This window comes from Variovorax sp. AB1(2024), from assembly GCF_037482385.2.
In the GTDB taxonomy this organism is placed as follows: Bacteria; Pseudomonadota; Gammaproteobacteria; order Burkholderiales; family Burkholderiaceae_C; genus Variovorax.
In genome coordinates this window covers 4,202,765-4,227,178 of sequence record NZ_JBBHKP020000001.1, presented here as the reverse complement: position 1 = coordinate 4,227,178, position 24,414 = coordinate 4,202,765, and the positions used below count along the sequence as shown (strand labels likewise).

Here is a 24,414-nt window from a genome sequence, read left to right as displayed (position 1 = left end):
GGGCTGCTGGCCTTACCAGACCTTCCACCAGGGGTCGTCCTTGCCCTTGAAGCCGTTGGCAAGGTAGGTGCTCTGGGGGTAGTTGGTGGTCAGCACGCGCTGGGCGTCGTCGCGCAGGTCCTTCATGCCGAGCGCGTCGTACGACTTCACCATGATGTACAGGGCTTCCTCGAGCGCCGGCACTTCGCGGTAGTCGGACAGGGCGATCTGGGCGCGGTTGATGGCCGCCAGGTAGGCGCCGCGCGAGTAGTAATAGCGGGCCACGTGAACCTCGTACTGGGCGAGCGAGTTCACGATGTAGTTCATGCGCTGGCGCGCGTCGGGGGCGTAGCGCGACTCGGGGAAGCGGGTCACGAGGTCCTTGAACGACTCGAACGATTCCTTGGCGGCCTTCTGGTCGCGCTCGGACAGGTCCTGGCGCGTGAGGAACGCGAACATGCCGAGGTCGTCGTTGAAGTTGATCACGCCCTTGAGGTACAGCGCATAGTCGAGCGCGGGGCTCGCCGGATGCAGCTTCATGAAGCGGTCGATGGTGGCGATGGCGCTGGCCTTTTCACCCGACTTGTACTGGGCGTAGGCCTTTTCCAGCTGGGCCTGCTGCGCGAGCGGCGTGCCGGCGGCGCGGCCTTCGAGCTTCTCGTAGAGCGGCACGGCCTTGTCGTAGGCTCCAGATCCGGCCTCGTCCTTTGCTTCCGCGTAGATCTTGTTGGGACTCCAGTTCGCGGTCTTGTCGACGGTGGTCGACGAGCAGCCGGCTGCGAGCAGGGCCGCCGCGCTGAGCGCGATCCAGGTGGGGACCGATAATTTGGCGCGAAACATCACATACGGCTTTCGTGAAACAGTTACCCTCAATTATATCGACCGGCCCTTCGGGCAATACCCCCGAGAACCTGGAGGCGGCCGAACACGAGGAAGGCGCCGACCCGGCCGAGGCCAGCGAACTCCGGCCCTTCGCCATCGATTCCGCCCAGCACGGCCAGCGGCTGGACCGCGCGCTGGCGGCCCTGGTGCCCGAGTTTTCCCGCAGCTACCTCCAGCAGCTCATCGAGGCGGGGGCCGTCGAGCTCCAGGGGCGCGCCGTCACCAAGGTCTCGGCGGGCGTCAAGGCGGGGCAGGCGGGGCGCATCGAACTGCGGCCCACGCCCCAGAGCCAGGCCTTCCGGCCAGAGCCGATGGACCTCGTGACCGTCTACGAGGACGAGCACCTGCGCATCGTCGACAAGCCCGCAGGGCTGGTCGTGCACCCGGCGCCCGGGCATTGGAGCGGCACGCTGCTCAACGGGCTGCTGGCGCTCGACCCCAAGGCCGTGCTGCTCCCGCGCGCCGGCATCGTCCACCGGCTCGACCGCGACACCAGCGGGCTGATGGTGGTTGCGCGCACGCGGGCGACCATGGACGCGATGGTCGCGCTGATCGCCGCGCGAGAGGTCAAGCGGCAGTACCTGGCGATCGGGCACAAGCCATGGGCCGGCGCGGCCGCCAGGCAGGTCGACGCGCCCATCGGGCGGGACCCGCGCAACCGGCTGCGCATGGCGGTGGTCGACCTCGAGCGCCATGCGGGCAAGACCGCGCGCACGCTCATCGAGCGGCTCGACAGCCACTCCGAAGGCTGCGTGGTGCGCTGCACGCTTGAAACCGGCCGCACCCACCAGATCCGCGTGCACATGGCGTCGATCGGGCATCCGCTGGTGGGAGACGCGCTTTACGGCGGCGCGCCGGCCGTCGGCCTGTCGCGCCAGGCGCTGCATGCGTTCCGTCTGGCATTCGTGCATCCGGTCACCCACGAAGCCATGGAGTTCCGCTCGCCGCCACCGCCCGACATCGTTCAGGCTTTGCAGTCCTGGGGGCTGGATTACAATCGCGCCTGACGGCCCGAGGGCCGCGCCGGCCATCCGATGCCGGCCTTGCGTTGCATTCGCCGCGTGCCGGCAACGCCTACTCCTTTCATCCTTGTGAGCCAGCGTCTACCCAGGCGCCTTTTCCCGGATAACGCGAACCATGAATACGGCGGATGCCAAGCGCATTCTCGAAACCGCCTTGATCTGTTCGAGCCAGCCGCTGCCGGTGCGCGACATGCGCGTGCTGTTCGACGACGAGCTGGGCGTGGACACCATCAAGGTGCTGTTGCTTGAATTGCAGGAAGACTGGGCGCAGCGCGGCCTGGAGCTTGTGAGCGTCGGCAGCGGCTGGCGTTTCCAGAGCCGGCCCGAGATGCGCGATCATCTCGACCGCCTGCACCCCGAGAAGCCGCCGCGCTACACGCGCGCCGCCCTCGAGACGCTGGCCATCATCGCGTACCGCCAGCCCGCGACGCGCGGCGACATGGAAGACATCCGCGGCGTGACGATCAACTCGTTGATCCTCAAGCAGCTCGAGGACCGCGGTTGGGTCGAGGTGATCGGCCACCGCGAAACCGTCGGCAGGCCGGCGCTGTACGCGACCACGCGGCAGTTCCTGGACGACCTCGGCCTGGCTTCGCTCGACCAGCTGCCGCTGATCGAGACGCCGGCGCAGCAGGCCGCCCTGGTCGACGCGCTCGAGCAGGCGTCGGGCGAGCAGCAGGGGCTGCCGATGGACCCCGTCGACGAGCCCGCCGTGGCGGCCGTCGACGAGCCCGTCGAAGTGCCCGTGACGGCGGAAGTGCTGTCCGAGGCTGCCGAAGCCGTGGAGGCCGCGCAGGCGCAAGTCGCCGAAAACGCCGCCGCCGCCGATGAATCCGAGGCGCCTTTGGCCGCCGAGACCGTTCTGGCCCAAGAGCCCGAACAACCACAAGAACCCGACGGTCCGTCCGATGACGAGGCCGATCCCGAAGCAGTTTCTCCCGGAAAAACCTCATGAGCCCATCCGACACCGACGACGCGGCAATGCTGCCGGCCGAGCCCGAAGTCAAGAAGAAGAAAAGGGCGGCCACGCCCAGGAAGGCTGCGGTTGCCGCTACCGAGTCGGTGGCGCCGGAGGCTGTGCCCGAAGTGTCGGTTGCACCGGCCGAGCCGGCGGCCGAGGCCGAAGCGCCCAAGAAGCCTCGCGCGCCCCGCAAGAAAAAGGTCGCGGAGCCGGTCGAGCAGTCGGTGCCCGAAGAAGCGCCGCCGTCGGCTTTGGCTGAGGCCGCGCCCGTAGCGGAGGCCGTTGCCGAGGTGGCGCAAGAGCCTGTGCGGGAGCCGGAGCCTGTCGCGCCTGTCGCTGTCGCCGCCGAACCGGTCCGCGAATACAGCGAGGAAGACGACGAGGAAGAGGAAGAGCCCGACGAGGAAGAAGACGACCTCGATCGCGCCCGCCGCGCCGCCGAGCGCGAGCAGCGCAACGCGCTGCCGCCCGAGCCGATCCGCTTCGCCGACGTCATTTCCGGCCAGTTCGACGCCGACGAGGAAAGCCCCGAAGTACCGCCGCTCAAGCGCGTGCTGCTGCCCGAGGCCGATTCGCCCAAGCTGCACAAGGTGCTGGCGCAGGCGGGCCTGGGTTCGCGGCTCGAAATGGAGCAGCTGATTCTCCAGGGCCGCATTTCCGTCAACAACGAGCCGGCCCACATCGGCCAGCGCATCCAGTACGGCGACCAGGTCAAGATCAACGGCAAGCCGATCCGCTACCGTATCGCGCCTCCGCCGCCGCGCGTCATTGCGTACCACAAGCCCACCGGCGAAGTGGTCACGCATGACGATCCGCAGAACCGGCCCACCGTGTTCCGCAAGCTGCCGCGCCTGCAGCAGGGCAAGTGGCAATCGGTCGGCCGGCTCGACCTGAACACCGAGGGCCTGCTGCTGTTCAGCAGCTCCGGCGACCTGGCCAACCAGCTCATGCACCCGCGCTTCGGCCTGGAGCGCGAGTACGCGGTCCGCGTGCTGGGTGCGCTCACCAGCGAAGAGAAGCAGAAGCTGCTCGACGGCGTGCGCCTGGACGACGGCATGGCCCAGTTCGGCACCATCGAGGAAGGCGGCGGCGAGGGCTCCAACTGCTGGTATCGCGTGACGATCTCGGAAGGCCGCAACCGCGAGGTGCGCCGCCTGTTCGAATCGGTCGGCCATGCGGTCAGCCGGCTGATCCGCATCCGCTACGGCGCCATGGTGCTGCCTCGCGGCCTGAAGCGCGGTGCGTGGATGGAGCTCGACGAGCGCGACATCCGCGCGCTGTTCCAGGCTTCAGGCGGCGCTGCGGCCCGACCCGGCCCGCAGCAACGCGGCCCCGGCCAGGAAGGCGGCGTAAACAATGGCCGCAACGGGCGCAACAAGAAGCGTCGCGGCAACCGCAACGGTGGCCAAGGCGGTGGCCAGCCGCGCGAGATGCGCGACGACGGCAATCGCGGCGAGGCGCCGATCCCGAATCCGCTGGGCGACGGCCGTCCGCCGCGCGGCGACCGCGGCCCACGCCCCAATCGGGGCGGCGGCGGCAACGGCGGCCAGCAGCCGCAGGGGCAAGGCCAGGGGCGCCGCGGCAAGGGCGGCGGCAATCGCCAGGGTGACGACCGCCAGCCGAGCGGAGCCAACCAACCCGATCCGATGAAGACCTCGCTCGGTTACATCGGCGCCGACAGCTTCTCGCGCCAGCGCAAGGAGCAGCGCGGAGGCCCCGGCCGACGTGGCGGCGGCGGAGGTGGCGGCGGCGGAGGTGGCGGAGGCGGCTTCGGCAACGCGGGTGGCGGACGTCGCCGCGGGCGCTGAAAGTCTCCCGTCGCAGCGCGGCCTTTCGCGGGGTTTTCATGAGCCCAGGGGGCTGCGCCGGTTAAAATCAGAGGCTTTGTCGACATACGGCGCAACAAACTCGTTGCAGTTGTGACAAAACTATTCAAAATCAAAGCTCCAGGAAGCATTTCAATGGCTATCGAACGTACCCTCTCCATCATCAAGCCCGACGCAGTCGCCAAGAACGTCATCGGCAAGATCGTTTCCCGTTTTGAAGCTGCCGGCCTCAAGATCGTCGCCGCCAAGCTGGTGCACCTGTCGCGCAACGAAGCCGAACAGTTCTACGCCGTGCACAAGGAACGCCCCTTCTTCAAGGACCTGGTCGAGTTCATGATCTCGGGCCCCGTGTTCGTGCAAGTGCTCGAAGGCGAGAACGCCATCGCCAAGAACCGCGACCTGATGGGCGCCACCGACCCCAAGAAGGCAGCCGCCGGCACCATCCGCGCCGACTTCGCCGACAGCATCGACGCCAACGCCGTGCACGGCTCGGACGCTCCTGAAACCGCAGCGAACGAAGTCGCGTTCTTCTTCGCCGGCCTCAACGTCTACGCACGCTGAAGTCGTCTCTCGACCGATTCCATGACCACGGCCAATCTGCTCGAATTCGATCTCGAGGGGTTGGCCGCGTTCTGCGAAAAACTCGGCGAGAAAAAATTCCGCGCCACGCAACTGTTCCGCTGGATCCACCAGCGTGGCGCCAGCGACTTCACCCAGATGACAGATCTGGCCAAGTCGCTGCGCGAGAAACTCGCGACCACCGCTCGCGTCGAGGCCCTGTCGGTCCTCACGCAGCACGAATCCAAGGACGGCACGATCAAGTGGCTGTTCGACGTCGGCGACGGCAATGCCGTCGAAGCCGTATTCATTCCTGAAGACGACCGCGGCACCCTGTGCGTGTCGTCCCAGGCCGGCTGCGCGGTCGGATGCCGCTTCTGCTCGACCGGGCACCAGGGCTTCAGCCGCAACCTCACCACGGGCGAAATCGTCGCCCAGCTGTGGTTCGCCGAGCACTTCCTGCGCAGGCACCTCAAGCGCGACGAGCGTGTCATCTCCAACGTGGTGATGATGGGCATGGGCGAGCCGCTGCAGAACTATTCCGCGCTGGTGCCGGCGCTGCGCACCATGCTCGACGACAACGCCTATGGCTTGTCGCGCCGTCGCGTGACGGTGTCGACCTCCGGGGTGGTGCCCATGATCGACCGCCTGGGCGCCGATTGCCCGGTGGCGATGGCCGTGTCGCTGCATGCGCCCAACGACGCGCTGCGCGACGACCTCGTGCCGCTCAACCGCAAGTACCCGATCGCCGAGTTGCTCGAGGCGTGCAAGCGCTACCTGGCGCACGCGCCTCGCGACTTCATCACCTTCGAGTACTGCATGCTCGACGGCGTCAATGACCAGCCGGAGCATGCGCGCCAGCTGATCGAGCTTGTTCGCACCAGTGGCGTGTCGTGCAAGTTCAACCTGATCCCGTTCAATCCGTTCCCGGCCTCGGGCCTGCTGCGTTCGCCGCAGCCGCGCGTGCTGGCATTCGCCAGGATGCTGAGCGAAGCGGGCCTGGTGACCACGGTGCGCAAGACGCGCGGCGACGACATCGACGCCGCCTGCGGCCAGCTTGCCGGCGACGTCAAGGACCGCACCCGCGCAGCCGAGCGCATGGCCCAGCGTCGCGCGACCGAGCGTCCCATTGTTTTGCATCCGGTCCGCAAGACCGTTCCCCAGGAGCACTGAAGCAATGAGCATGGCTTTTCGGATGACGACCGCTAGCGCGCAGCGAATGCTGGCCGCGAGCTTTGCCGGCGTCGCCGTGACTTTTCTGCTCGCCGGTTGCGTCAGCACGCGCACCACCACCACGAGCCTGGCCGACACCAGTTCGGGCAAGGGCGTGGACATCGTCACCGAGTCGGACGAAAGCTCGCGGCAGCGCCGCGCGCGCCTGCGCATGGAACTGGCATCGGGCTATTTCGAGCAGGGCCAGACCAACGTCGCGCTCGACGAGATCAAGCAGGCGCTCGCCGCCGACCCCAACAATGCGGACGCGTACAACCTGCGCGGCCTGGTCTACATGCGGCTCGACGACGCCGGCATGGCTGAAGACAGCTTCCGCCGTGCCATCGCCATCAATCCGCGCGACCCCAACACGCGCCACAACTACGGCTGGCTGCTGTGCCAGCAGAACCGCTACGGCGACGCGGCAACCCAGTTCAACGAGGCACTCGCCGTGCCCAGCTATCCCGACCGCGCCAAGACGCTCATGACGCGCGGCGTCTGCGAGCTCAGGGCGGGCCAGCGCGCGCAGGCCGAGCGCACCCTGCAGCAGGCCTACGAGATCGATGCGGGCAACCCGGTGGTCGGCTTCAACCTGGCCCTGGTGCTCTCTCAGCGAGAAGAATGGTCGCGCGCGCAGTTCTACATTCGCCGTGTCAACAACAGCCCCTCGGCCAGTGCCGAGACGCTGTGGCTCGGCATCAAGATCGAACGAAAGCTCAACAACCGCGAAGCAGTGGCGCAGTTGGGAGGCCAACTGCAACGACGCTTCCCCCAATCGCGGGAGGCATCAGCGTACGAGCGCGGGAATTTCAATGACTGATAGGGTTTCGGAGTTCGGCACTTCCGCGGCACAGCCGCTCGAAGCAGCCGACATCACGCACAAGACCGCCGGCGACATGCTTCGCGAGGCGCGCGAGGCCCACGGCCTGCATATCGAAATGGTGGCGGCGGCACTCAAGGTGCCACCGCAGAAGCTGCTGGCGCTCGAGGCCGACGACATCGCTTCGTTGCCCGACCCGGTCTTTGCGCGCGCGCTTGCCAGCAGTGTTTGCCGTGCCCTGCGCATCGATCCGGCGCCAGTGCTTGCCAAGCTGCCGACCACGCAGAAGGTGTCGCTGGCCGACGCCGACCGCACGCTCAAGACCAACATCTCGTCGGGCACGCCGCGCTGGACCGGCAGCGGCCGTTCGAGCGGCGGCCTGCCGTCGCGTGCGTTGCTGACGGTCGTGGTGTTGCTGCTGATCGGCGCCGGTGCGCTGTTCTGGCTGCCGCAGTCGGTGTTCGATCAGCTCGGCGCCTCCGTTTCCCGCCTGACCGCACGTGGCGCGGCCGATGGCGCCGCAACGAACGACGCGGCTGCGGATGCGCCGCCTGCATCGGGTGGCCCGGGCGTGGTCGCCCAGACGGCGCCGGCACAGCCGGTGGCGCCGAGCGGCTCGGCGAGCACCACGGGCGAGCCGCCAGCTGCCGCAGCTGCCCCGAATGCTGCCGCCGCAACCCCGGTCGCAACGGCACCGGCAGTCGCTCCGGCCGCAAGCAGCCAGCAACTCGTCTTCGTGGCCCGTGAGGAGTGCTGGATCACCGTGACCGAAGCCGGTGGCAAGCAGTTGCTGCGCCGCAGCCTGAAGGCCGGCGAGACCGTCGGTCTCTCGGGTGCGCTGCCGCTGTCCGTGGTGGTTGGCCGTGCGTCGAGCGTCGACGTGCAGGTGCGCGGCAAGCCCTTTGACCTGAAGCCCGTCACCAAGAGCGGTGGCGTTGCGCGTTTCGAGGTGACGTCATGAGCGACTGCCTTCCCATCGATTCCGCGGCGCCCAAGCCGCGCCGCTCGCGCCAGGCCAGCGTGGTCTGGGGACCGCGTGTCGTGACGGTGGGGGGCGACGCGCCGGTGCGCGTGCAGTCGATGACCAACACCGACACCGTCGACGCCATCGGCACGGCGATCCAGGTCAAGGAACTTGCGCTGGCCGGTTCGGAGATGGTGCGCATCACCGTCAACACGCCCGAAGCCGCGGCGCAGGTGCCCTACATTCGCGAACAGCTCGACCGCATGGGCGTCGACGTGCCGCTGATCGGCGACTTCCACTACAACGGCCACCGCCTGCTCACCGACTATCCGGCCTGCGCCGAAGCGCTGAGCAAGTACCGCATCAACCCCGGCAACGTGGGCAAGGGCGACAAGAAGGACAAGCAGTTCGGCCAGATGATCGACGCCGCGATGCGCTGGAACAAGCCCGTGCGCATCGGCGTCAACTGGGGCAGCCTCGACCAGGAACTGCTCGCCAGCCTGATGGACACCAACAGCCAGCGCGCCCAGCCCTGGGATGCCAAGCAGGTGATGTACGAGGCGCTGATCACATCCGCCATCGAGTCCGCCAGGCTGGCCGAGTCGATGGGCATGGCAGGCAACCAGGTGATCCTGTCTTGCAAGGTGAGCGGTGTGCAAGACCTGATCTCGGTCTACCGCGAGCTGGCCAGGCGCTGCGAATATCCGCTGCACCTGGGCCTTACCGAAGCCGGCATGGGCACCAAGGGCACGGTGGCTTCGGCCACGGCTTTGTCGATCCTGCTGCAGGAGGGCATCGGCGACACCATTCGCGTGTCGCTCACGCCGCAGCCGGGCGAGTCGCGCACGCAGGAAGTGCTGATCGCCAACGAGATCCTGCAGGCGCTGGGCCTGCGCGTGTTCGTGCCGAGCGTCACCGCCTGCCCGGGCTGCGGCCGCACCACCAGCACCACCTTCCAGGAACTGGCCAAGCAGATCGACGACTACCTGCGCATGCAGATGCCGGTCTGGCGCAACAAGTATCCCGGCGTGGAAACGCTGAAGGTGGCCGTCATGGGCTGCATCGTCAACGGCCCCGGCGAGAGCAAGCATGCCGACATCGGCATCAGCCTGCCCGGCACCGGCGAGGCGCCCGCCGCGCCGGTCTTCATCGACGGCGAAAAGGCGCTCACGCTGCGCGGCGACAATATCGCCAACGAGTTTCACCAGCTCGTAGAAACCTACATCGAAAAGCGCTTCGGCGGCGAGCACGCCGTCGCTGCCTGACACCTCCGCAGGATCCATGGCTGAAAAATTGAATGCCGTCAAAGGCATGAACGACATATTGCCGCCCGAATCGGCGCGTTGGGAGTGGCTCGAAGCCACCGTGCGCGACCTGATGGGGCGGTTTGCGTACCGCAACGTCCGCACGCCGATCCTGGAGCGCACCGCGCTTTTCGTGCGCGGCATCGGCGAGGTGACCGACATCGTCGAGAAGGAGATGTACTCCTTCGAGGACCGCGCCGACAAGCATGGCAAGTTCGAACACCTGACCATGCGCCCCGAGAACACGGCGGGCCTGGTGCGCGCGGTGATCGAGCACAACATGCTGTACGAAGGGCCCAAGCGCCTCTGGTACACCGGCCCCATGTTCCGCCGCGAGAACGTGCAGCGCGGGCGTTTCCGCCAGTTCCACCAGATCGGGGCCGAGGCGCTGGGCTTTGCCGGTCCCGATGTCGATGCCGAACTGATCCTGCTGGCGAACGCGCTCTGGAAGGCCATTGGCCTGACCGACGTGCGCCTCGAACTCAACAGCCTGGGGCAGCCCGCCGAGCGGGCGCTGCACCGCGCCGAACTCATCGCGCACTTCGAGAAGCATGCCGACAAGCTCGACGAAGACGGCAAGCGCCGCCTGCACAGCAATCCGCTGCGCATTCTCGACACCAAGAATCCGGCAATGAAGGACGTGGTCGAGTCGGCGCCGAAGCTGATCGACTTTCTCGGGGCGGAGTCGCTCGCGCACTTCGAGGGGCTGCAGGCCATCCTCAAGGCCAATGACATCGCGTTCACGATCAATCCGCGTCTTGTGCGCGGGCTGGACTACTACAACCTGTCGGTCTTCGAATTCGTGACCGACCGCCTGGGTTCGCAAGGCACGGTGTGTGCCGGTGGACGCTACGACGACCTGATTGCGCAGATCGGCGGCAAACCCGCGCCGGCCGTGGGCTGGGCCATGGGTGTCGAGCGCGTGCTCGACCTGCTCAAGGAGCAGGGCGCCGAGGTGCCGGCACCGGTGCCCGACGCCTACGCCATCGTGCCGGATGCCGCCTCCATGCCCATCGCGCTGCGCACGCTGCAGCAATTGCGCGAGATCGGCGTGCGCGTGCAGATGCATGCGGCCACGGCTGACGGCCTCAGCAGCTTCAAGGCGCAGATGAAGAAGGCGGACGCCAGCGGCGCCACCTACGCCCTGATCTTCGGTGCCGATGAACTCGCACGCGGCGAAGTGACTCTCAAGGCGCTGCGCGACGGAAGCGGCGCGCAGACTTCCCGGGCTCTTGCTGAAGCCCCCACATGGGCCGCCACCCTACAATCGCCGGCTTCCAACACCTGACACGCATGGCAACCCATCTCGATCTCGAAGAACAGGAACAGCTCGACCAGCTCAAGCATTTCTGGAACACCTACGGCACCCTCATCACCTGGGCTGTCCTGCTTGTCGCCGGTGCCTTCGTGGCATGGAACGGCTGGCAATACTTCCAGCGCAACAAGGCCGTGCAGGCCGCGGCACTTTATGACGAGGTCGAGCGCACCACGCAGGCCGGCGACGTCGAGCGCATCCAGCGCGTGCTGGCCGACATGAAGGACCGCTTCGCCAACACCGCCTATGCACAGCAGGCCGGCTTGCTGGTCGCCAAGACGCTGTTCGAGAAGGGCAATGCCGAAGGCTCGCGCTCCGCGCTGGAATGGGTTGCGCAGAACGCCGTCGACCCTGGCTACAAGGCCGTTGCCAAGCTGCGCCTTGCTGGCGAGCTGCTCGACAGCAAGTCGTATGACGAAGCGCTCAAGCAGCTCGACGGCAGCGTGCCCAAGGAATTCGAACCGCTGGTGGCCGATCGCAAGGGCGACATTTACCTGGCCCAGGGCAAGCGCAACGAGGCGCAGGCCGAGTACCGCAAGGCCTGGACCGGCCTCGGCGCCACCTCCGACTACCGCCGTCTGGTCGAGATCAAGCTGAACGCGGTCGGTGTCGACCCGAAGAGCCTGGCCCCGGTCGTCACCGTCACTCCCGCAGCTCCCAAAACTCCCTGACCGCATCATGAATTTCAAGCGTTTCATGCCTGAATCGACCGCCCTGCGTGCGGGATCCGCCCTTGTTTTGGTCGCTTTCCTGGCCGCCTGCTCGGGCACCAGCAAGCCGAAGCCCGAAGAACTGCCCGCCAATCCGGCCCTGCTGGGCGTGCGCCAGGCCTGGACGGTGAAGATCCCCGAAGTCAAGTTCCCGCTCACCGCCAACATCAACGGCGACATCGTCACCGTGGCCGGCAGCGACGGCACCGTGGTTGCCATCGATGCGCGCGCCGGGCGCGAAACCTGGCGCGCAAGCGCCGGCGCGCCGCTGGCGGCCGGTGTCGGCAGCGACGGCTCCCTGGCGGCCGTGGTCACCACCGGCAATGAACTGGTGGCACTCGAGAACGGCAAGGTGCTGTGGAAGCAGAAGCTGTCCGCCCAAGCCTTCACCGCGCCGCTGGTCGCTGGCCGCCGCGTGTTCGTGCAGACCGCCGACCGCAGCGTCAGCGCCTGGGACGGCCAGAGCGGCCGTCGCCTGTGGATCCAGCAGCGCGCCGGTGAAAACCTGGTGCTGCGCAAGTCGGGCGTGTTGATGGCCGTCGGCGACACGCTGGTGGCCGGCCTTGGCGGCCGCCTGGTCGGCATCAACCCCGGCAACGGCACCTCGCGCTGGGAGGCTCCCATCGCCGCGCCGCGTGGCACCAACGACGTGGAGCGCCTGGTCGACCTGACCGGCAGCGTGAGCCGTCTGGGCGACTCGGTCTGCGCACGGGCCTACTACGCCAGCGTCGGCTGCGTCGACACCACGCGCGGTACGCTGGTCTGGAGCAAGCCGGCTTCGGGCGCCGACGGCGTGAGCGGCGACGACCGCTTTGTCTACGGCACCGAATCCGATGGCAGCGTCATCGCCTGGCGCCGCGGCGACGGCGAACGTGCCTGGCAGATGAGCCGCCTCAAGAATCGCGAGCTGACCTCGCCGCTGGCCGTGGGCCGCTCGCTGATCATCGGGGAGAGCACCGGCACGCTGCATTTCGTGTCGCGCGAAGACGGTGCTCTGCTCAATCGTGTCACCCCCGATGGCTCCGCCATCACCGTTGCGCCGGTGCTCGTCGGCAACACGGTCGTGGTCGTGACTGCCAAGGGTGGTGTGTTTGGCTACCGCCCTGAATAATCTTTTGAATCTTTTCCTGCAAGGCCCGACCATGAAAACCGCGCCATCGAAAGGCCGGCCATGAAGCCGGTCGTGGCCCTGGTCGGGCGTCCCAACGTCGGCAAGTCGACGCTGTTCAATCGCCTGACCCAGACGCGCGACGCCATCGTCGCCGATTTCGCCGGCCTCACGCGCGACCGCCACTACGGCAACGGTCGCCTGGGCAAGCACGAGTTCATCGTGATCGACACCGGCGGCTTCGAGCCCGATGCCGGCAGCGGCATCTACAAGGAAATGGCCAAGCAGACGCGGCAGGCCGTGGCTGAGGCCGACGTGGTGATCTTCGTCGTCGATGCCCGCGAAGGCCTGTCGGCGCAAGACCATGAGATCGCCAATGAACTGCGCCGTCTGGGCAAGCCCTGCGTGCTCGCCGCCAACAAGGCCGAGGGCATGCACGACGGCACCAAGCTCGTGGATTTCTACGAGCTGGGCTTCGGCGACGTGCACGGGGTTTCCGCGGCGCACGGGCAAGGCATGCGCGACCTGGTCGAGCTTGCGCTCGAGCCGCTGAACCTGCCCGATCCGGATGACGAGTCGGACGAGGACGAAGTCAACAAGCCGATCAAGCTGGCAGTGGCGGGGCGGCCCAACGTGGGCAAGTCGACGCTGATCAACACCTGGCTTGGCGAAGAGCGACTGGTGGCATTCGACATGCCCGGTACCACGCGCGACGCGATTTCAGTGCCCTTCGAGCGCAACGGCCAGCGCTTCGAGCTGATCGACACGGCCGGCTTGCGCCGCAAGGGCAGGGTGTTCGAGGCGATCGAGAAATTCTCGGTGGTCAAGACGCTGCAAGCCATCGAATCGGCCAATGTGGTGCTGCTGCTGCTCGACGCCACGCAGGGCGTGACCGACCAGGATGCCCACATCGCGGGCTACATCCTCGAAAGCGGCCGCGCGGTGGTGATCGCCATCAACAAGTGGGACGCGGTCGACAGCTACCAGCGCGAGCAGATCCAGCGGCAGATCGAAACCCGGTTGCCGTTCCTGAAGTTCGCGGCATTGCATTTCATCTCGGCCATCAAGCGCCAGGGCCTTGGCCCGGTTTGGCAGGCAATTGCGCAGGCCCACAAGTCGGCCACGCGCAAGATGTCGACGCCGGTGCTGACCCGGTTGCTGCTGGAGGCGGTGCAGTTCCAGGCTCCCAAGCGCGGCGGCATGTACAGGCCCAAGCTGCGTTATGCGCACCAGGGTGGCATGAATCCGCCGGTGATCGTGATCCACGGCAATTCGCTCGAACATGTGACCGATGCTTACAAGCGCTTCCTCGAGGGACGCTTCCGCAAGGAATTCGACCTGGTGGGTACCCCGTTGCGGATCGAATTCAAGAGCTCCCACAATCCTTTTGCCGACAAGGACGACTGAGCCATTGGGCGCCGATGGCGGCCAATGACTTGCGACGAGGGCGGAAGTTCCGGCTTTTGAGAACCGTTATTTTCTCAAGGCTTTTGACCCGGGTTGCTGCAGCGCGGAAACCCTGTGTTAAGGTCATCTCTCCAACAACTACTCTTGAACACGGAGAATATCGTGAGCAATAAAGGGCAACTTCTGCAAGACCCGTTTCTGAATACCTTGCGTCGCGAGCATGTGCCAGTTTCCATTTATTTGGTCAACGGTATCAAGCTGCAAGGGCAGATCGAGTCTTTTGACCAGTACGTCGTGTTGCTTCGCAACACAGTGACGCAAATGGTCTACAAGCACGCCATTTCCACCATCGTGCCGGGTCGTGCCGTCAATTTCTCGGCTGCCGAGAACGACGACGCCGCTGCCTGATAGCGCGGAGCGCGGCGGCCTTCCGGCCGTCGCGCTTTTTCCCAATTCTGATCCCGCTTGTCTGAACAGATCCCCCGCCAGGAAGGCGCCGCCGTTCTCGTCGGCGTTGATTTCGGGCTGCCCCATTTCGACAGCGAACTCGAGGAACTCGGCCTGCTCGCGCAGACTGCCGGCCTCACGCCCGTCGCCCATCTTTCCTGCAAACGCAAGGCCCCTGACGCGGCATTGTTCGTCGGCAGCGGCAAGGCCGAAGAAATCAAGGAACTGGCCGCCCTCCACAGGGCGAGCGAAGTCATCTTCGACCAGGCGCTGAGCCCTGCCCAGCAGCGCAACCTCGAGCGCCAACTGGACGTCGCGGTGTACGACCGCACTTTCCTCATTCTCGAGATCTTCGCGCAGCGCGCGCGCTCGCACGAAGGCAAGCTGCAGGTGGAGCTTGCCCGCCTGCAGTACCTCAGTACCCGGCTGGTCCGGCGCTGGTCCCACCTGGAGCGTCAGACCGGTGGCGCGGGTGTGCGCGGCGGTCCGGGCGAAAAGCAGATCGAGCTCGACCGCCGGATGATCGGCGAGTCGATCAAGCGCACCCGCGAGCGGCTGGCCAAGGTGCAGAAGCAACGCGGTACGCAGCGCCGGCAGCGCGAGCGGCGCGACACCTTCAACATCTCGCTCGTCGGCTATACCAACGCCGGCAAGTCGTCGCTGTTCAACGCACTGGTCAAGGCCCGCGCCTATGCGGCCGACCAGCTGTTCGCCACGCTGGACACCACCACGCGCAATCTCTACCTGGGCGATGCCCGGCGCCAGGTGTCGATTTCCGACACCGTGGGCTTCATTCGCGACCTGCCGCACGGCCTGGTCGATGCGTTCAAGGCGACGCTGCAGGAAGCGGTCGACGCCGACCTCCTGCTGCACGTCGTCGACGCCTCCAACCCCCATTACCCCGAACAGATGGCCGAGGTGCAGACCGTGCTGCGCGAGATCGGTGCCGACACCGTCCCGCAGCTTCTGGTCTTCAACAAGCTCGACGCCCTTGAAAGCACGCAGCATCCGCTGCATCTGCAGGACGAGATGGAAATCGACGGTGTGCAGGTCCCCCGCATCTTCCTGAGCGCCAGGAGCGGCGAGGGCGTGCCGTTGCTGCGCGCCGAGCTCGCCCGGCAATCGGGCTCCGTAGCCGATACGATGTCCCCTGAGGCGAACGCTGAATTGCACGATGCGGCCAATTGATTGGGCACAATCCCGCCACTGACAAGAGAACGAAGCGAATGAATTCAAAGCCAGCGCGGAGAGGGTTTCTGGGCATGTTCAATCTGAACGATGGCCGGTGGGGTCGTGGCGACGAGCCGTCCTCCAACGGTGATCGCCCGACCGGCAACCGTCCCCCCGAAGCCAATCCTCCGGGCGCACCGACGCCCCCGCCTTCGGGCAACAACAGCAACAACAACGACCGTCCCCGCGGCCAGGGGCCCAACCAGGGCCCGCCCGACCTCGATGAACTGTGGCGCGACCTCAATCGCAAGCTCGGCGGTTTCTTCGGCGGCGGCAAGGGCGGCGGCAATCGTCCCAGCGGCGGCAACAGCAACGGCGGCGGCAACGGCTACAGGCCAGACATGAAGAACGCAGGATTCGGCCTCGGCCTCGTGGCTGCCGTGGCCGTACTCATCTGGCTCGGCACCGGCTTCTTCATCGTGAACGAAGGCCAGCAGGCGGTCGTGACCCAGTTCGGACGCTACAAGACGACCGTGGGCGCCGGTTTCAACTGGCGCCTGCCTTATCCCATCCAGCGCCATGAAGTGGTGGTGGTCACGCAGATCCGCTCCACCGACGTGGGCCGCGACGCCATCGTGCGATCCACCGGCCTTCGCGAGTCGGCCATGCTGACCGAAGACGAGAACATCGTCGAAATCAAGTTCGCGGTGCAGTACCGCCTGAGCGACGCGCGCGCCTGGCTCTACGAGAGCAAGTCGCCCGCGGAGACCGTCGTGCAGGTGGCCGAGACCTCCGTGCGCGAGGTGGTCGGCAAGATGAAGATGGACGCCGCGCTGGCCGAAGAGCGCGACCAGATCGCACCCCGCGTGCGCACGCTGATGCAGACCATCCTCGATCGCTACAAGGTCGGTGTCGAAGTGGTCGGCATCAACCTGCAGCAGGGCGGCGTGCGCCCGCCCGAGCAGGTGCAGGCCGCATTCGACGACGTGCTCAAGGCCGGTCAGGAGCGCGAACGCGCCAAGAACGAAGCCCAGGCCTACGCCAACAACGTGGTGCCGCTCGCCACCGGTACGGCTTCGCGCCTGAAGGAAGAGTCCGAAGCCTACAAGGCGCGCATCGTGGCGCAGGCCCAGGGTGATGCCGGCCGCTTCGCTTCGGTCCTGGCCGAGTACCAGAAGGCGCCGCAGGTGACCCGCGACCGCATGTACACCGACGCCATGCAGCAGATCTACGCCAGCACGACCAAGGTGCTGGTCGACAGCAAGCAGGGCTCCAACCTGCTGTACCTGCCGCTGGACAAGCTGATGCAGCAAAGCGGCAACAGCGCGACGCCCACGCCGGTCGATGCGGCCAGCCCCAATGTGGCCGGCACCGCGCCGCCCCAGTCCTCGGTGATCCCGGTGGCGCCCGTGACGGGCGACGTGCGAGCCCGCGACGGCCGCTCGCGCGACCGCGACGTGCGTTGAACAAGGACTAGAAGAACATGAACAGAATCGGATTCATCGCATCGTCGATCCTCGTCTTGCTCGTGCTGTTGAGCTCGACCCTCTTCGTGGTCGACCAGCGCCAGTTCGGCGTGGTCTATGCCCTCGGCCAGATCAAGCAGGTCATCACCGAGCCGGGCCTCAACTTCAAGCTGCCGCCGCCGTTCCAGAACGTGTCGTACATCGACAAGCGGCTGCTCACGCTCTCCAGCATCGACACCGAACCCATGCTCACCGCTGAAAAGCAGCGCGTGGTGATCGACTGGTACGTGCGCTGGCGCATCAGCGACCCTCAGGCCTACATCCGCAACGTCGGTCTCGACGAGAACGCCGGTGCGATGCAGCTCAACCGTGTGGTGCGCAATGCGTTCCAGGAAAACATCAACAAGCGCACCGTGCGCGACCTGATCTCGGTGCGCCGCGAGGCCCTGATGGCCGACGTGCAGCGCGAAGTGCTGTCGGTGGTGAAGGGCGCCAAGCCCTGGGGCGTCGACGTGGTCGACGTTCGCATCACCCGTGTCGACTATGTGGAAGCCATTACCGAATCGGTCTACCGCCGCATGGAAGCCGAGCGCAAGCGCGTGGCCAACGAACTGCGCTCGACCGGTACGGCCGAGGGCGAAAAAATCCGCGCCGACGCCGACCGTCAGCGCGAAGTGATCGTCGCCAACGCCTACCGTGATGCGCAGAAGATCAAGGGCGAGGGCGATGCCCAGGCCGCTGCCGCCTACAGCGAGTCCTTTGGCCGCGACCCTCAGTTCGCCCAGTTCTATCGCAGCCTCGAGGCCTACAAGCAGAGCTTCAACAAGAAGAGCGACGTAATGGTGCTCGACCCGTCGTCGGACTTCTTCCGCGCCATGCAGGGCTCGGGTTCCTCCACCAACGCTCCTCGTCGTTGATTCTTTCCCCGGAGCCGTGAGCGCCGACACTTTCTGGAGCGCGCTAGCGCTCGTCCTGGTGATCGAGGGCATCCTGCCTTTCGTTTCTCCGGGAGGGTGGCGGCGCGGCTTCGGGCAGCTCATGCAGCTGCGCGACGGCCAGCTTCGTTTCTTCGGACTTTGCAGCATCCTGCTGGGTTTGATACTGCTCTGGATCCTGGCCTAGTCTCGGGCTGGTCGCGGTCCCGGTAGAATCCCGGTTTAACCACGCCCCCGATCCCCATGTCCGCTTGGGTCCTTCCGGATCACATTGCCGATGTGCTGCCTTCCGAGGCGCGCCACATCGAAGAACTTCGACGCCAGCTGCTCGATACCGCCCGTGGCTACGGCTACGAGCTGGTGATGCCGCCGCTGCTCGAGCACCTGGAGTCGCTGCTTTCGGGCACCGGCGAGGCGCTCGACCTCCAAACCTTCAAGCTCGTCGACCAGCTCTCCGGCCGCAGCATGGGCCTTCGCGCCGACACCACCCCCCAGGTGGCGCGCATCGATGCCCACCTGCTGAACCGCGACGGCGTGGCCCGCCTGTGCTACTGCGGCCCGGTGCTCCACACCCGCCCCGACCGGCCGCATGCAACCCGCGAGCCGCTGCAGTTCGGCGCCGAGATCTACGGCCACGCCGGCCTCGAGGCCGACACCGAGACCTTGCTGCTCGCACTCGACTGCCTCGATGCCGCGGGCCTGCGCGAAGGCGTGATCGTCGACCTGGCCGATGCCCGCATCGTGCGCGCGCTGTTCGCCGGCGTGCCGGTCGACGCGGCGCTGCTGGCCCGGGTGCACGCCGCGCTGGCCGCCAAGGACGCAAGCGAACTCGCCTCGCTCACCAAGGATTTCCCCGCTGCCTCGCGCGACGGCCTGCGCGCCCTGATCGGGCTCTATGGAGACGTCTGCGTGCTCGACGAGGCCGCGAAGGCCCTCGAGGGCACGCCCGCAGTGGCTCCCGCGCTGGCCGACCTCAGGCAGATCGCCGCCGGCCTGGACGAGGTTGCGGGCCGCCAGATCAGCTTCGACCTGGCCGACCTGCGCGGCTACGCCTATTACAGCGGCATGCGCTTCGGCATCTACGTGCCCGGCGCGGCCGATTCGCTGGTGCGCGGCGGCCGCTATGACGAGGTGGGCGCCGTGTTCGGCCGCAATCGTCCGGCCGTCGGCTTCAGCCTCGACGTGCGTGAACTGGTCGGCGTGCTGCCGGCCCGTCCGCTGCGTGCCGCCATCCGCGCGCCGTGGAGCGATGCGGCCGGCCTGCGTCAGGCGATTGCCCAATTGCGCAAGTCCGGTGAAACGGTAGTCTGCGTGCTGCCGGGCCATGGCAGCGAAATCGATGAATTCCACTGCGACCGCGAGCTCGTCGAGCAAGCAGGCCAGTGGAGTGTCCGAACGATCTGAATTTTTGAGTAATGGAACGAGCATGAGCGTAACCACCGGAAGAAACGTGGTCGTCGTCGGCACCCAATGGGGCGACGAGGGCAAAGGCAAGCTGGTCGACTGGCTGACCGAAAGCGCCCAGGGCGTGGTCCGCTTCCAGGGCGGCCACAACGCGGGCCACACGCTGGTCATCAACGGTGTGAAGACAGCGTTGCACCTGATCCCGAGCGGCATCATGCGGCCCGGCGTCAAGTGCTACATCGGCAACGGCGTGGTGCTGTCGGCTGCCAAGCTGTTCGAGGAAATCGAAGGGCTGGAGAAGGCTGGCGTCGAAGTGCGTTCGCGCCTGCGCATCAGCGAGGCCTGCCCGCTGATCCTGCCGTTCCACGCCGCGCTGGACATCGCGCGCGAGGCCTATCGCGAGAAGGGCGGCATCGAGAAGATCGGCACCACCGGCCGCGGCATCGGTCCGGCCTATGAAGACAAGATCGCCCGCCGCGCGCTGCGCGTGCAGGACCTGAAGCACCCCGAGCGTTTCGCGGCCAAGCTGCGCGTGCTGCTCGACCTGCACAACCACGTGCTGACGCAGGTGCTGAGCGCACCGGCCATCGATTTCGACGAAGTCTTCAACGAAGCCATGAAGCACGCCGAGCTGCTCAAGCCCATGATGGCCGACGTTTCGCGCGAGCTGAACGACGCGCACAGGAACGGCGCCAACCTGCTGTTCGAAGGCGCGCAGGGCACGCTGCTCGACGTGGACCACGGCACCTACCCGTACGTCACTTCCAGCAACTGCGTGGCCGGCAACGCCGCCGCCGGTTCGGGCGTGGGCCCGGGCATGCTGCACTACATCCTGGGCATCACCAAGGCCTACTGCACGCGCGTGGGCGGCGGTCCGTTCCCCACCGAGCTCGACTGGGCCACGCCCGGCACCCCCGGCTACCACATGAGCACCGTGGGCGCCGAAAAGGGCGTGACCACTGGCCGCAGCCGCCGTTGCGGCTGGTTCGACGCCGCGCTGCTCAAGCGTTCGGCGCAGGTCAACGGCCTGTCGGGCCTGTGCATCACCAAGCTCGACGTGCTGGACGGCCTCGAGAAGCTCGAGCTGTGCACCGGCTACGAACTCGACGGCGAGATCACCGACATCCTGCCGATGGGCGCCGACGAGATCGAGCGCTGCACCCCGATCTACGAGACCCTCGAGGGCTGGAGCGAAAGCACCGTGGGCGTCACGCAGTACGACAAGCTGCCGGTCAATGCGCGGCTGTACCTGCAGCGCATCGAGCAGGTCACCGGCGTGCCGATCCACATGGTGTCGACCAGCCCCGATCGCGACCACACGATCATGATGCGCCACCCCTACCTGGCCGACTGAAAACAGAGGAAAAGAAGAACCATGTTGACCGAAGACGGCAAGCATCTCTACGTCAGCTACGACGAGTACCACAACCTGATCGAGAAGCTCGCGATCAAGGTGCACCAGTCGGGCTGGCAGTTCGACACCATCCTGTGCCTGGCACGCGGCGGCATGCGCCCCGGCGACGTGCTCTCGCGCATCTTCGACAAGCCGCTGGCGATCATGTCGACCAGCTCGTACCGCGCCGATGCAGGCACGGTGCAGGGCCACCTGGACATCGCCCGCTTCATCACCACCCCCAAGGGCGAGATCGCCGGCAGGGTGCTGCTGGTGGACGACCTCGCCGATTCGGGGCACACGCTGCACGCGGTGATGGACATGCTGCGCAACAACTATCCGCCCATCACCGAGCTGCGCAGCGCCGTGATCTGGACCAAGGCGCTGTCGACCTTCACGCCCGACTACCAGGTGGAATTCCTGGCCACCAACCCGTGGATCCATCAGCCCTTCGAAGGCTACGACTCCATGGGCGCCGACAAGCTCATCGAGAAGTGGTCGGTCTGACGATCCAGTCCCGCCGATTCATCCGGCGGGGTTGAGCAGCATCGCGGTATAGCGGCGCTGCATTTCTTCCGGCGTCAGCTTCTCGATGCTGTGCCCCACGTTCCAGCGATGGCCGAAGGGGTCGCGAAAGACGCCGGAACGTTCCCCATAGAACTGGTCCTGCGGTGCCCTGTCGAGCGTGGCGCCGGCAGCGACCGCGCGCGCCACGACCGTGTCGGCATCGTCCACATGCAGGTGCAGCGTGACGGCGGTGCCGCCCAGTGTCTTCGCGCTGTGGATGTCGCATTCGGCGAATTCGTCCGAGAGCATCAGGATCGCGCCGTTGTGGAAGTCCAGCTCCGCGTGGCCGATGCGCCCGCTGGGCTCGGTCAGCCGGAAGATCTCCTTCACCTCGAAGACCTTGCAGTAGAAGTCGATGGCGGCGGCCGCGTCGTGGACGCAGATGTAGGGGAACAGTTCGTGGATAGCCATGGTGTTCGTTCGTCAGGTGTGGGATGGGCGTGATTGTGGTTTCCGGCCTGTCTTCACGTCTTGAAGAAATTTGACCTGCCGGCAGCCGCTCGGACCGGCACGTGGCGCGACGACTTCGGTGCCGCGCGCCGGTAGGCCTGCGGCGACATGCCGGCGATCGCGAGGAAGTCGCGGTTGAAATGCGCCTGGTCGCTGTAGCCCGCGTCCAGTGCCAGGTCGGCCCAGGGCTGCTCGGGGTCGATCGCGAACCGGCCCAGCACGTGGTCGAAGCGCAGCATGCGGGCGTATTGCTTGGGCGCCAGGCCGGTCATGCCGCGAAAAAGCGCAATAAAACGCCGGTGGCTGTATCCGCTTTGCGCCACCAGCCGGTGGATCGCGCCGGCCTGCGCGCCGTCGTCGCTGGCGTTCCAGCCGGCCATGCTGGCCAGCGCCTGCGCCACCGCGGGATGCAGGCGGTGCGCGGTGGACGCGGCGAGCCGTGCGCTCAGCAACGCATCGACGATCTCGAGCTGCCGCGCCGGCGATCCGGCGGCGTGAAGCTGTTCGAGCGCAAAGCCGGCAGCGGTACCCCAGAGCGCTTCCAGCGGTGTGTGGCGGCCGGCCAGTGCGTCTTCAGGCGCGCCGAGCAGCGCGTTCGCCGCGCCGGGCCTGAGCATGATGCCGACCGAACGCGTCTGCAGCGAAACGTCGCGCACGAAGAAGGCCGAGCGTGTGCCGCCCACCATCGCATGGCCCACGGTGTAGCCCCGCGCGTCCTCGTCGTCATGAAAAAGGCGCAACGGCGGCCCGGAGAGCCGGAACACGAGGTGCATGCTGCCCGTGGGCAGCACATGTTCGCGCGCGCCGGGCCGTTCGCGGGGCGCCCCCTCGGGTTCGGACGCCCACAGCAGCCGCACGAAGGGCCGCAGCTGAGGCAAGGGAAGGCGGGTCAGTTGCATGTGCGGAGAGTGTCCGTCGAGCCGTTTCGCAGCGCAATCGGGCCCGGGCGCGAGCAGGGCGCGCGACCACCACGCTAGGATTCACCCATGAGCAAGCTTTCCACGACCCTGATCCACCACCCCTACACCCCACCCGACACCTTCGCCGCGCCGCAGCCCGGCGTGTTCAAGGCGTCGACGGTGTTCTTCGCCGACGTGGCGGCGATGCGCGCCCGTGACTGGAAGACCAAGGCCGGCTACACCTACGGCCTGCACGGCACGCCCACCACCTTCACGCTCGAGGAGCGCCTTGCCACGCTCGAAGGCGGTACCGAATGCCTGCTGGTGCCCAGCGGCCTGGCCGCCATCTCGCTGGTGGCGTTCGCCTTCCTGAAGACCGGCGACGAAGTGCTGATCCCCGACAACGCCTACGGCCCCAACAAGGCGCTGGCCACCGGCGAGCTCGCCAACTTCGGCATCACCCACCGCCTGTACGACGCGATGGACCCGTCGGACCTCGAGGCCAAGCTGTCGTCCCGCACGCGGCTGGTGTGGGTGGAGGCGGCCGGTTCGGTGACGATGGAATTCCCCGACCTTCCCGCGCTGGTGGACGTCTGCCGCGCGCGCGGCGTGATGACGGCGCTCGACAACACCTGGGGCGCCGGCCTGGCCTTCGCGCCCTTCGATTTCAACGGCACGGGGCAGGGCGTCGACATTTCCGTGCACGCGCTCACCAAGTACCCGAGCGGCGGCGGCGATGTGCTGATGGGCAGCGTGGTCACGCGCGACGAGCGCCTGCACCGCGCCCTCAAGCTCACCCACATGCGCATGGGTTTCGGCGTCGGCGTCGGCGACGTCGAGACGCTGCTGCGCTCGCTGCCCAGCATCGGTCTGCGCTATGCGGCGCACGACCGCGCGGCACGGGAACTGGCGGGATGGCTCAACGGCTGCGAGGAAATCGCGCAGGTGCTGCACCCGGCGCTGGAAGATTCCCCGGGCCATGTCCACTGGCGTGCACTGTGCGGCGAAACCGACCTGGCGGCGGGCCTGTTCTCCGTGGTGTTCGACGAGCGCTTCCGCACCGAGCAGGTCGACCGCTTCTGCGACAGCCTGAAGCTGTTCCGGCTCGGCTACTCGTGGGGCGGGCCGATCAGCCTCGTGGTGCCCTACGACATCGGCCTGATGCGCGACGCCAGTGTGGCGCGCTGGCCCCACAGGGGCACGCTCGTCCGCTTTTCGATCGGCCTGGAAGACGTGGGCGATCTGCGGGCCGATCTGCAACAGGCGCTGGCACGGATGTAAAAAAGCGAATCGGCTGTCTCGAGTGCCGCCGCGGGGGCTCTTGAGACTGCACCGTTATCGCTTACAGTAGGCCACGCGCAGTCACCCTGACTGCCTCGCCCAAGGAGAAGCAGTGGCAACACCAAATTACGGCTACGAGAAGCGCCAGAAAGAGCTGGCCAAGAAGAAGAAAAAGGAAGAAAAGCTCCGGGAAAAGGCGAATCGCAAACTCAGCCCGAGCAGCGACGGACTGGCTCCCGGAGACCCGGAAACCGACGTGGCTTCGCTCGAACGCGATCCCCCCACGGTGCCCGAGTTGCCCACCAAGAACGGTTGATCCGTTTCTGGCTTCCCT

25 protein-coding genes are annotated in these 24,414 nt (G+C 66.8%); 22 read left to right on the top strand and 3 right to left on the bottom strand.

Going from position 1 to position 24,414, the window contains the following annotated elements; genetic code table 11:
* Nucleotides 1-12: 12 nt before the first annotated feature.
* Nucleotides 13-819, bottom strand: a complete 807-nt coding sequence (locus WIX39_RS19825; protein ID WP_081269094.1) for an outer membrane protein assembly factor BamD — start codon at nt 817-819, stop codon at nt 13-15.
* A 14-nt stretch (nt 820-833) separates the two neighbouring features.
* Here WIX39_RS19825 and WIX39_RS19820 point away from each other — a divergent pair, with 14 nt between their 5' ends.
* The 20 genes from WIX39_RS19820 (at nt 834) to WIX39_RS19725 (ending at nt 21,390) form a co-directional block, all read left to right on the top strand.
* Complete coding sequence (locus WIX39_RS19820; protein ID WP_409195666.1) at nt 834-1,868, top strand: RluA family pseudouridine synthase; 1,035 nt, start codon at nt 834-836, stop codon at nt 1,866-1,868.
* Nucleotides 1,869-1,998: 130 nt separating this feature from the next.
* Nucleotides 1,999-2,838 carry an SMC-Scp complex subunit ScpB gene (gene scpB, locus WIX39_RS19815; RefSeq protein ID WP_409195665.1) on the top strand — a complete coding sequence of 280 codons (840 nt, stop codon included), beginning with the start codon at nt 1,999-2,001 and terminating at the stop codon, nt 2,836-2,838.
* Nucleotides 2,835-4,652: a pseudouridine synthase gene (locus WIX39_RS19810; RefSeq protein ID WP_409195664.1), complete on the top strand. Its 1,818-nt coding sequence runs from the start codon at nt 2,835-2,837 to the stop codon at nt 4,650-4,652. Before scpB ends, WIX39_RS19810 begins: the two co-directional genes overlap by 4 nt.
* A 153-nt stretch (nt 4,653-4,805) precedes the next feature.
* Nucleotides 4,806-5,231, top strand: coding sequence for a nucleoside-diphosphate kinase (gene ndk / locus WIX39_RS19805; RefSeq protein ID WP_019653122.1), 426 nt, complete (start codon nt 4,806-4,808; stop codon nt 5,229-5,231).
* Between the two features lie 21 nt (nt 5,232-5,252).
* Complete coding sequence (gene rlmN, locus WIX39_RS19800; RefSeq protein ID WP_409195663.1) at nt 5,253-6,401, top strand: 23S rRNA (adenine(2503)-C(2))-methyltransferase RlmN; 1,149 nt, start codon at nt 5,253-5,255, stop codon at nt 6,399-6,401.
* A gap of 4 nt (nt 6,402-6,405) precedes the next feature.
* The gene (pilW, locus tag WIX39_RS19795; RefSeq protein WP_081269098.1) at nt 6,406-7,260 is read left to right on the top strand and encodes a type IV pilus biogenesis/stability protein PilW; all 855 of its coding nucleotides are present in this window, start codon (nt 6,406-6,408) and stop codon (nt 7,258-7,260) included.
* The gene (locus WIX39_RS19790) at nt 7,253-8,221 is read left to right on the top strand and encodes a helix-turn-helix domain-containing protein (RefSeq protein ID WP_409195662.1); all 969 of its coding nucleotides are present in this window, start codon (nt 7,253-7,255) and stop codon (nt 8,219-8,221) included. The genes pilW and WIX39_RS19790 overlap by 8 nt, the downstream gene beginning before the upstream one ends.
* On the top strand, nt 8,218-9,489 hold the full coding sequence (gene ispG / locus WIX39_RS19785; RefSeq protein ID WP_409195661.1) for a flavodoxin-dependent (E)-4-hydroxy-3-methylbut-2-enyl-diphosphate synthase: 1,272 nt from the start codon (nt 8,218-8,220) through the stop codon (nt 9,487-9,489). Before WIX39_RS19790 ends, ispG begins: the two co-directional genes overlap by 4 nt.
* Nucleotides 9,490-9,505: 16 nt before the next feature.
* Nucleotides 9,506-10,816, top strand: a complete 1,311-nt coding sequence (gene hisS, locus WIX39_RS19780; RefSeq protein WP_081269101.1) for a histidine--tRNA ligase — start codon at nt 9,506-9,508, stop codon at nt 10,814-10,816.
* A 5-nt stretch (nt 10,817-10,821) separates the two neighbouring features.
* A complete protein-coding gene (locus tag WIX39_RS19775; protein ID WP_081269102.1) occupies nt 10,822-11,514 on the top strand; it encodes a YfgM family protein in 693 nt (230 codons plus the stop codon).
* 7 nt (nt 11,515-11,521) lie between these two features.
* Nucleotides 11,522-12,664 (top strand): outer membrane protein assembly factor BamB, encoded by a 1,143-nt coding sequence (gene bamB / locus WIX39_RS19770; protein WP_081269103.1) that lies wholly within the window; start codon nt 11,522-11,524, stop codon nt 12,662-12,664.
* Between the two features lie 60 nt (nt 12,665-12,724).
* Nucleotides 12,725-14,068: a ribosome biogenesis GTPase Der gene (gene der, locus WIX39_RS19765; RefSeq protein ID WP_081269104.1), complete on the top strand. Its 1,344-nt coding sequence runs from the start codon at nt 12,725-12,727 to the stop codon at nt 14,066-14,068.
* 162 nt (nt 14,069-14,230) lie between these two features.
* Nucleotides 14,231-14,476: an RNA chaperone Hfq gene (gene hfq / locus WIX39_RS19760; protein ID WP_012747311.1), complete on the top strand. Its 246-nt coding sequence runs from the start codon at nt 14,231-14,233 to the stop codon at nt 14,474-14,476.
* Nucleotides 14,477-14,533: 57 nt separating this feature from the next.
* Complete coding sequence (gene hflX, locus WIX39_RS19755) at nt 14,534-15,703, top strand: GTPase HflX (RefSeq protein WP_106934243.1); 1,170 nt, start codon at nt 14,534-14,536, stop codon at nt 15,701-15,703.
* Between the two features lie 74 nt (nt 15,704-15,777).
* Entirely contained in the window at nt 15,778-17,151 is a 1,374-nt protein-coding gene (gene hflK / locus WIX39_RS19750; protein ID WP_081269106.1) for an FtsH protease activity modulator HflK, read from the top strand.
* A 17-nt stretch (nt 17,152-17,168) separates the two neighbouring features.
* Nucleotides 17,169-18,068, top strand: a complete 900-nt coding sequence (hflC, locus tag WIX39_RS19745) for a protease modulator HflC (RefSeq protein ID WP_081269107.1) — start codon at nt 17,169-17,171, stop codon at nt 18,066-18,068.
* Between the two features lie 16 nt (nt 18,069-18,084).
* Nucleotides 18,085-18,273, top strand: coding sequence for a DUF2065 domain-containing protein (locus tag WIX39_RS19740; RefSeq protein ID WP_081269108.1), 189 nt, complete (start codon nt 18,085-18,087; stop codon nt 18,271-18,273).
* 56 nt (nt 18,274-18,329) lie between these two features.
* Nucleotides 18,330-19,490, top strand: a complete 1,161-nt coding sequence (locus WIX39_RS19735) for an ATP phosphoribosyltransferase regulatory subunit (RefSeq protein ID WP_106934245.1) — start codon at nt 18,330-18,332, stop codon at nt 19,488-19,490.
* 22 nt (nt 19,491-19,512) lie between these two features.
* Nucleotides 19,513-20,844, top strand: a complete 1,332-nt coding sequence (locus WIX39_RS19730) for an adenylosuccinate synthase (protein WP_081269110.1) — start codon at nt 19,513-19,515, stop codon at nt 20,842-20,844.
* A gap of 21 nt (nt 20,845-20,865) precedes the next feature.
* Nucleotides 20,866-21,390, top strand: a complete 525-nt coding sequence (locus tag WIX39_RS19725; protein ID WP_106934246.1) for a phosphoribosyltransferase — start codon at nt 20,866-20,868, stop codon at nt 21,388-21,390.
* A gap of 18 nt (nt 21,391-21,408) precedes the next feature.
* Here the strand turns inward: WIX39_RS19725 and WIX39_RS19720 are convergent, their stop codons facing one another.
* Nucleotides 21,409-21,861 (bottom strand): VOC family protein, encoded by a 453-nt coding sequence (locus tag WIX39_RS19720; protein ID WP_081269112.1) that lies wholly within the window; start codon nt 21,859-21,861, stop codon nt 21,409-21,411.
* A 53-nt stretch (nt 21,862-21,914) separates the two neighbouring features.
* Nucleotides 21,915-22,799 carry an AraC family transcriptional regulator gene (locus WIX39_RS19715; RefSeq protein WP_106934247.1) on the bottom strand — a complete coding sequence of 295 codons (885 nt, stop codon included), beginning with the start codon at nt 22,797-22,799 and terminating at the stop codon, nt 21,915-21,917.
* 87 nt (nt 22,800-22,886) lie between these two features.
* Here WIX39_RS19715 and WIX39_RS19710 point away from each other — a divergent pair, with 87 nt between their 5' ends.
* A complete protein-coding gene (locus tag WIX39_RS19710; protein ID WP_081269114.1) occupies nt 22,887-24,080 on the top strand; it encodes a PLP-dependent transferase in 1,194 nt (397 codons plus the stop codon).
* A gap of 112 nt (nt 24,081-24,192) precedes the next feature.
* Nucleotides 24,193-24,396, top strand: a complete 204-nt coding sequence (locus tag WIX39_RS19705; RefSeq protein ID WP_055796387.1) for a hypothetical protein — start codon at nt 24,193-24,195, stop codon at nt 24,394-24,396.
* Nucleotides 24,397-24,414 lie beyond the last annotated feature (18 nt).

What these genes read in the sequence shown, in the direction of transcription:
- WIX39_RS19825 (WP_081269094.1), bottom strand. Translation starts at nt 819, where the DNA reads ATGTTTCGCGCCAAATTATCGGTCCCCACCTGGATCGCGCTCAGCGCG.
- hflC (WP_081269107.1), top strand. Translation starts at nt 17,169, where the DNA reads ATGAACAGAATCGGATTCATCGCATCGTCGATCCTCGTCTTGCTCGTG.
- scpB (WP_409195665.1), top strand. Translation starts at nt 1,999, where the DNA reads ATGAATACGGCGGATGCCAAGCGCATTCTCGAAACCGCCTTGATCTGT.
- pilW (WP_081269098.1), top strand. Translation starts at nt 6,406, where the DNA reads ATGAGCATGGCTTTTCGGATGACGACCGCTAGCGCGCAGCGAATGCTG.
- WIX39_RS19775 (WP_081269102.1), top strand. Translation starts at nt 10,822, where the DNA reads ATGGCAACCCATCTCGATCTCGAAGAACAGGAACAGCTCGACCAGCTC.
- WIX39_RS19790 (WP_409195662.1), top strand. Translation starts at nt 7,253, where the DNA reads ATGACTGATAGGGTTTCGGAGTTCGGCACTTCCGCGGCACAGCCGCTC.
- WIX39_RS19810 (WP_409195664.1), top strand. Translation starts at nt 2,835, where the DNA reads ATGAGCCCATCCGACACCGACGACGCGGCAATGCTGCCGGCCGAGCCC.
- hisS (WP_081269101.1), top strand. Translation starts at nt 9,506, where the DNA reads ATGGCTGAAAAATTGAATGCCGTCAAAGGCATGAACGACATATTGCCG.
- WIX39_RS19725 (WP_106934246.1), top strand. Translation starts at nt 20,866, where the DNA reads ATGTTGACCGAAGACGGCAAGCATCTCTACGTCAGCTACGACGAGTAC.
- ispG (WP_409195661.1), top strand. Translation starts at nt 8,218, where the DNA reads ATGAGCGACTGCCTTCCCATCGATTCCGCGGCGCCCAAGCCGCGCCGC.
- der (WP_081269104.1), top strand. Translation starts at nt 12,725, where the DNA reads ATGAAGCCGGTCGTGGCCCTGGTCGGGCGTCCCAACGTCGGCAAGTCG.
- rlmN (WP_409195663.1), top strand. Translation starts at nt 5,253, where the DNA reads ATGACCACGGCCAATCTGCTCGAATTCGATCTCGAGGGGTTGGCCGCG.
- ndk (WP_019653122.1), top strand. Translation starts at nt 4,806, where the DNA reads ATGGCTATCGAACGTACCCTCTCCATCATCAAGCCCGACGCAGTCGCC.
- WIX39_RS19730 (WP_081269110.1), top strand. Translation starts at nt 19,513, where the DNA reads ATGAGCGTAACCACCGGAAGAAACGTGGTCGTCGTCGGCACCCAATGG.
- WIX39_RS19710 (WP_081269114.1), top strand. Translation starts at nt 22,887, where the DNA reads ATGAGCAAGCTTTCCACGACCCTGATCCACCACCCCTACACCCCACCC.
- WIX39_RS19735 (WP_106934245.1), top strand. Translation starts at nt 18,330, where the DNA reads ATGTCCGCTTGGGTCCTTCCGGATCACATTGCCGATGTGCTGCCTTCC.
- WIX39_RS19715 (WP_106934247.1), bottom strand. Translation starts at nt 22,799, where the DNA reads ATGCAACTGACCCGCCTTCCCTTGCCTCAGCTGCGGCCCTTCGTGCGG.
- WIX39_RS19720 (WP_081269112.1), bottom strand. Translation starts at nt 21,861, where the DNA reads ATGGCTATCCACGAACTGTTCCCCTACATCTGCGTCCACGACGCGGCC.
- hflK (WP_081269106.1), top strand. Translation starts at nt 15,778, where the DNA reads ATGTTCAATCTGAACGATGGCCGGTGGGGTCGTGGCGACGAGCCGTCC.
- bamB (WP_081269103.1), top strand. Translation starts at nt 11,522, where the DNA reads ATGAATTTCAAGCGTTTCATGCCTGAATCGACCGCCCTGCGTGCGGGA.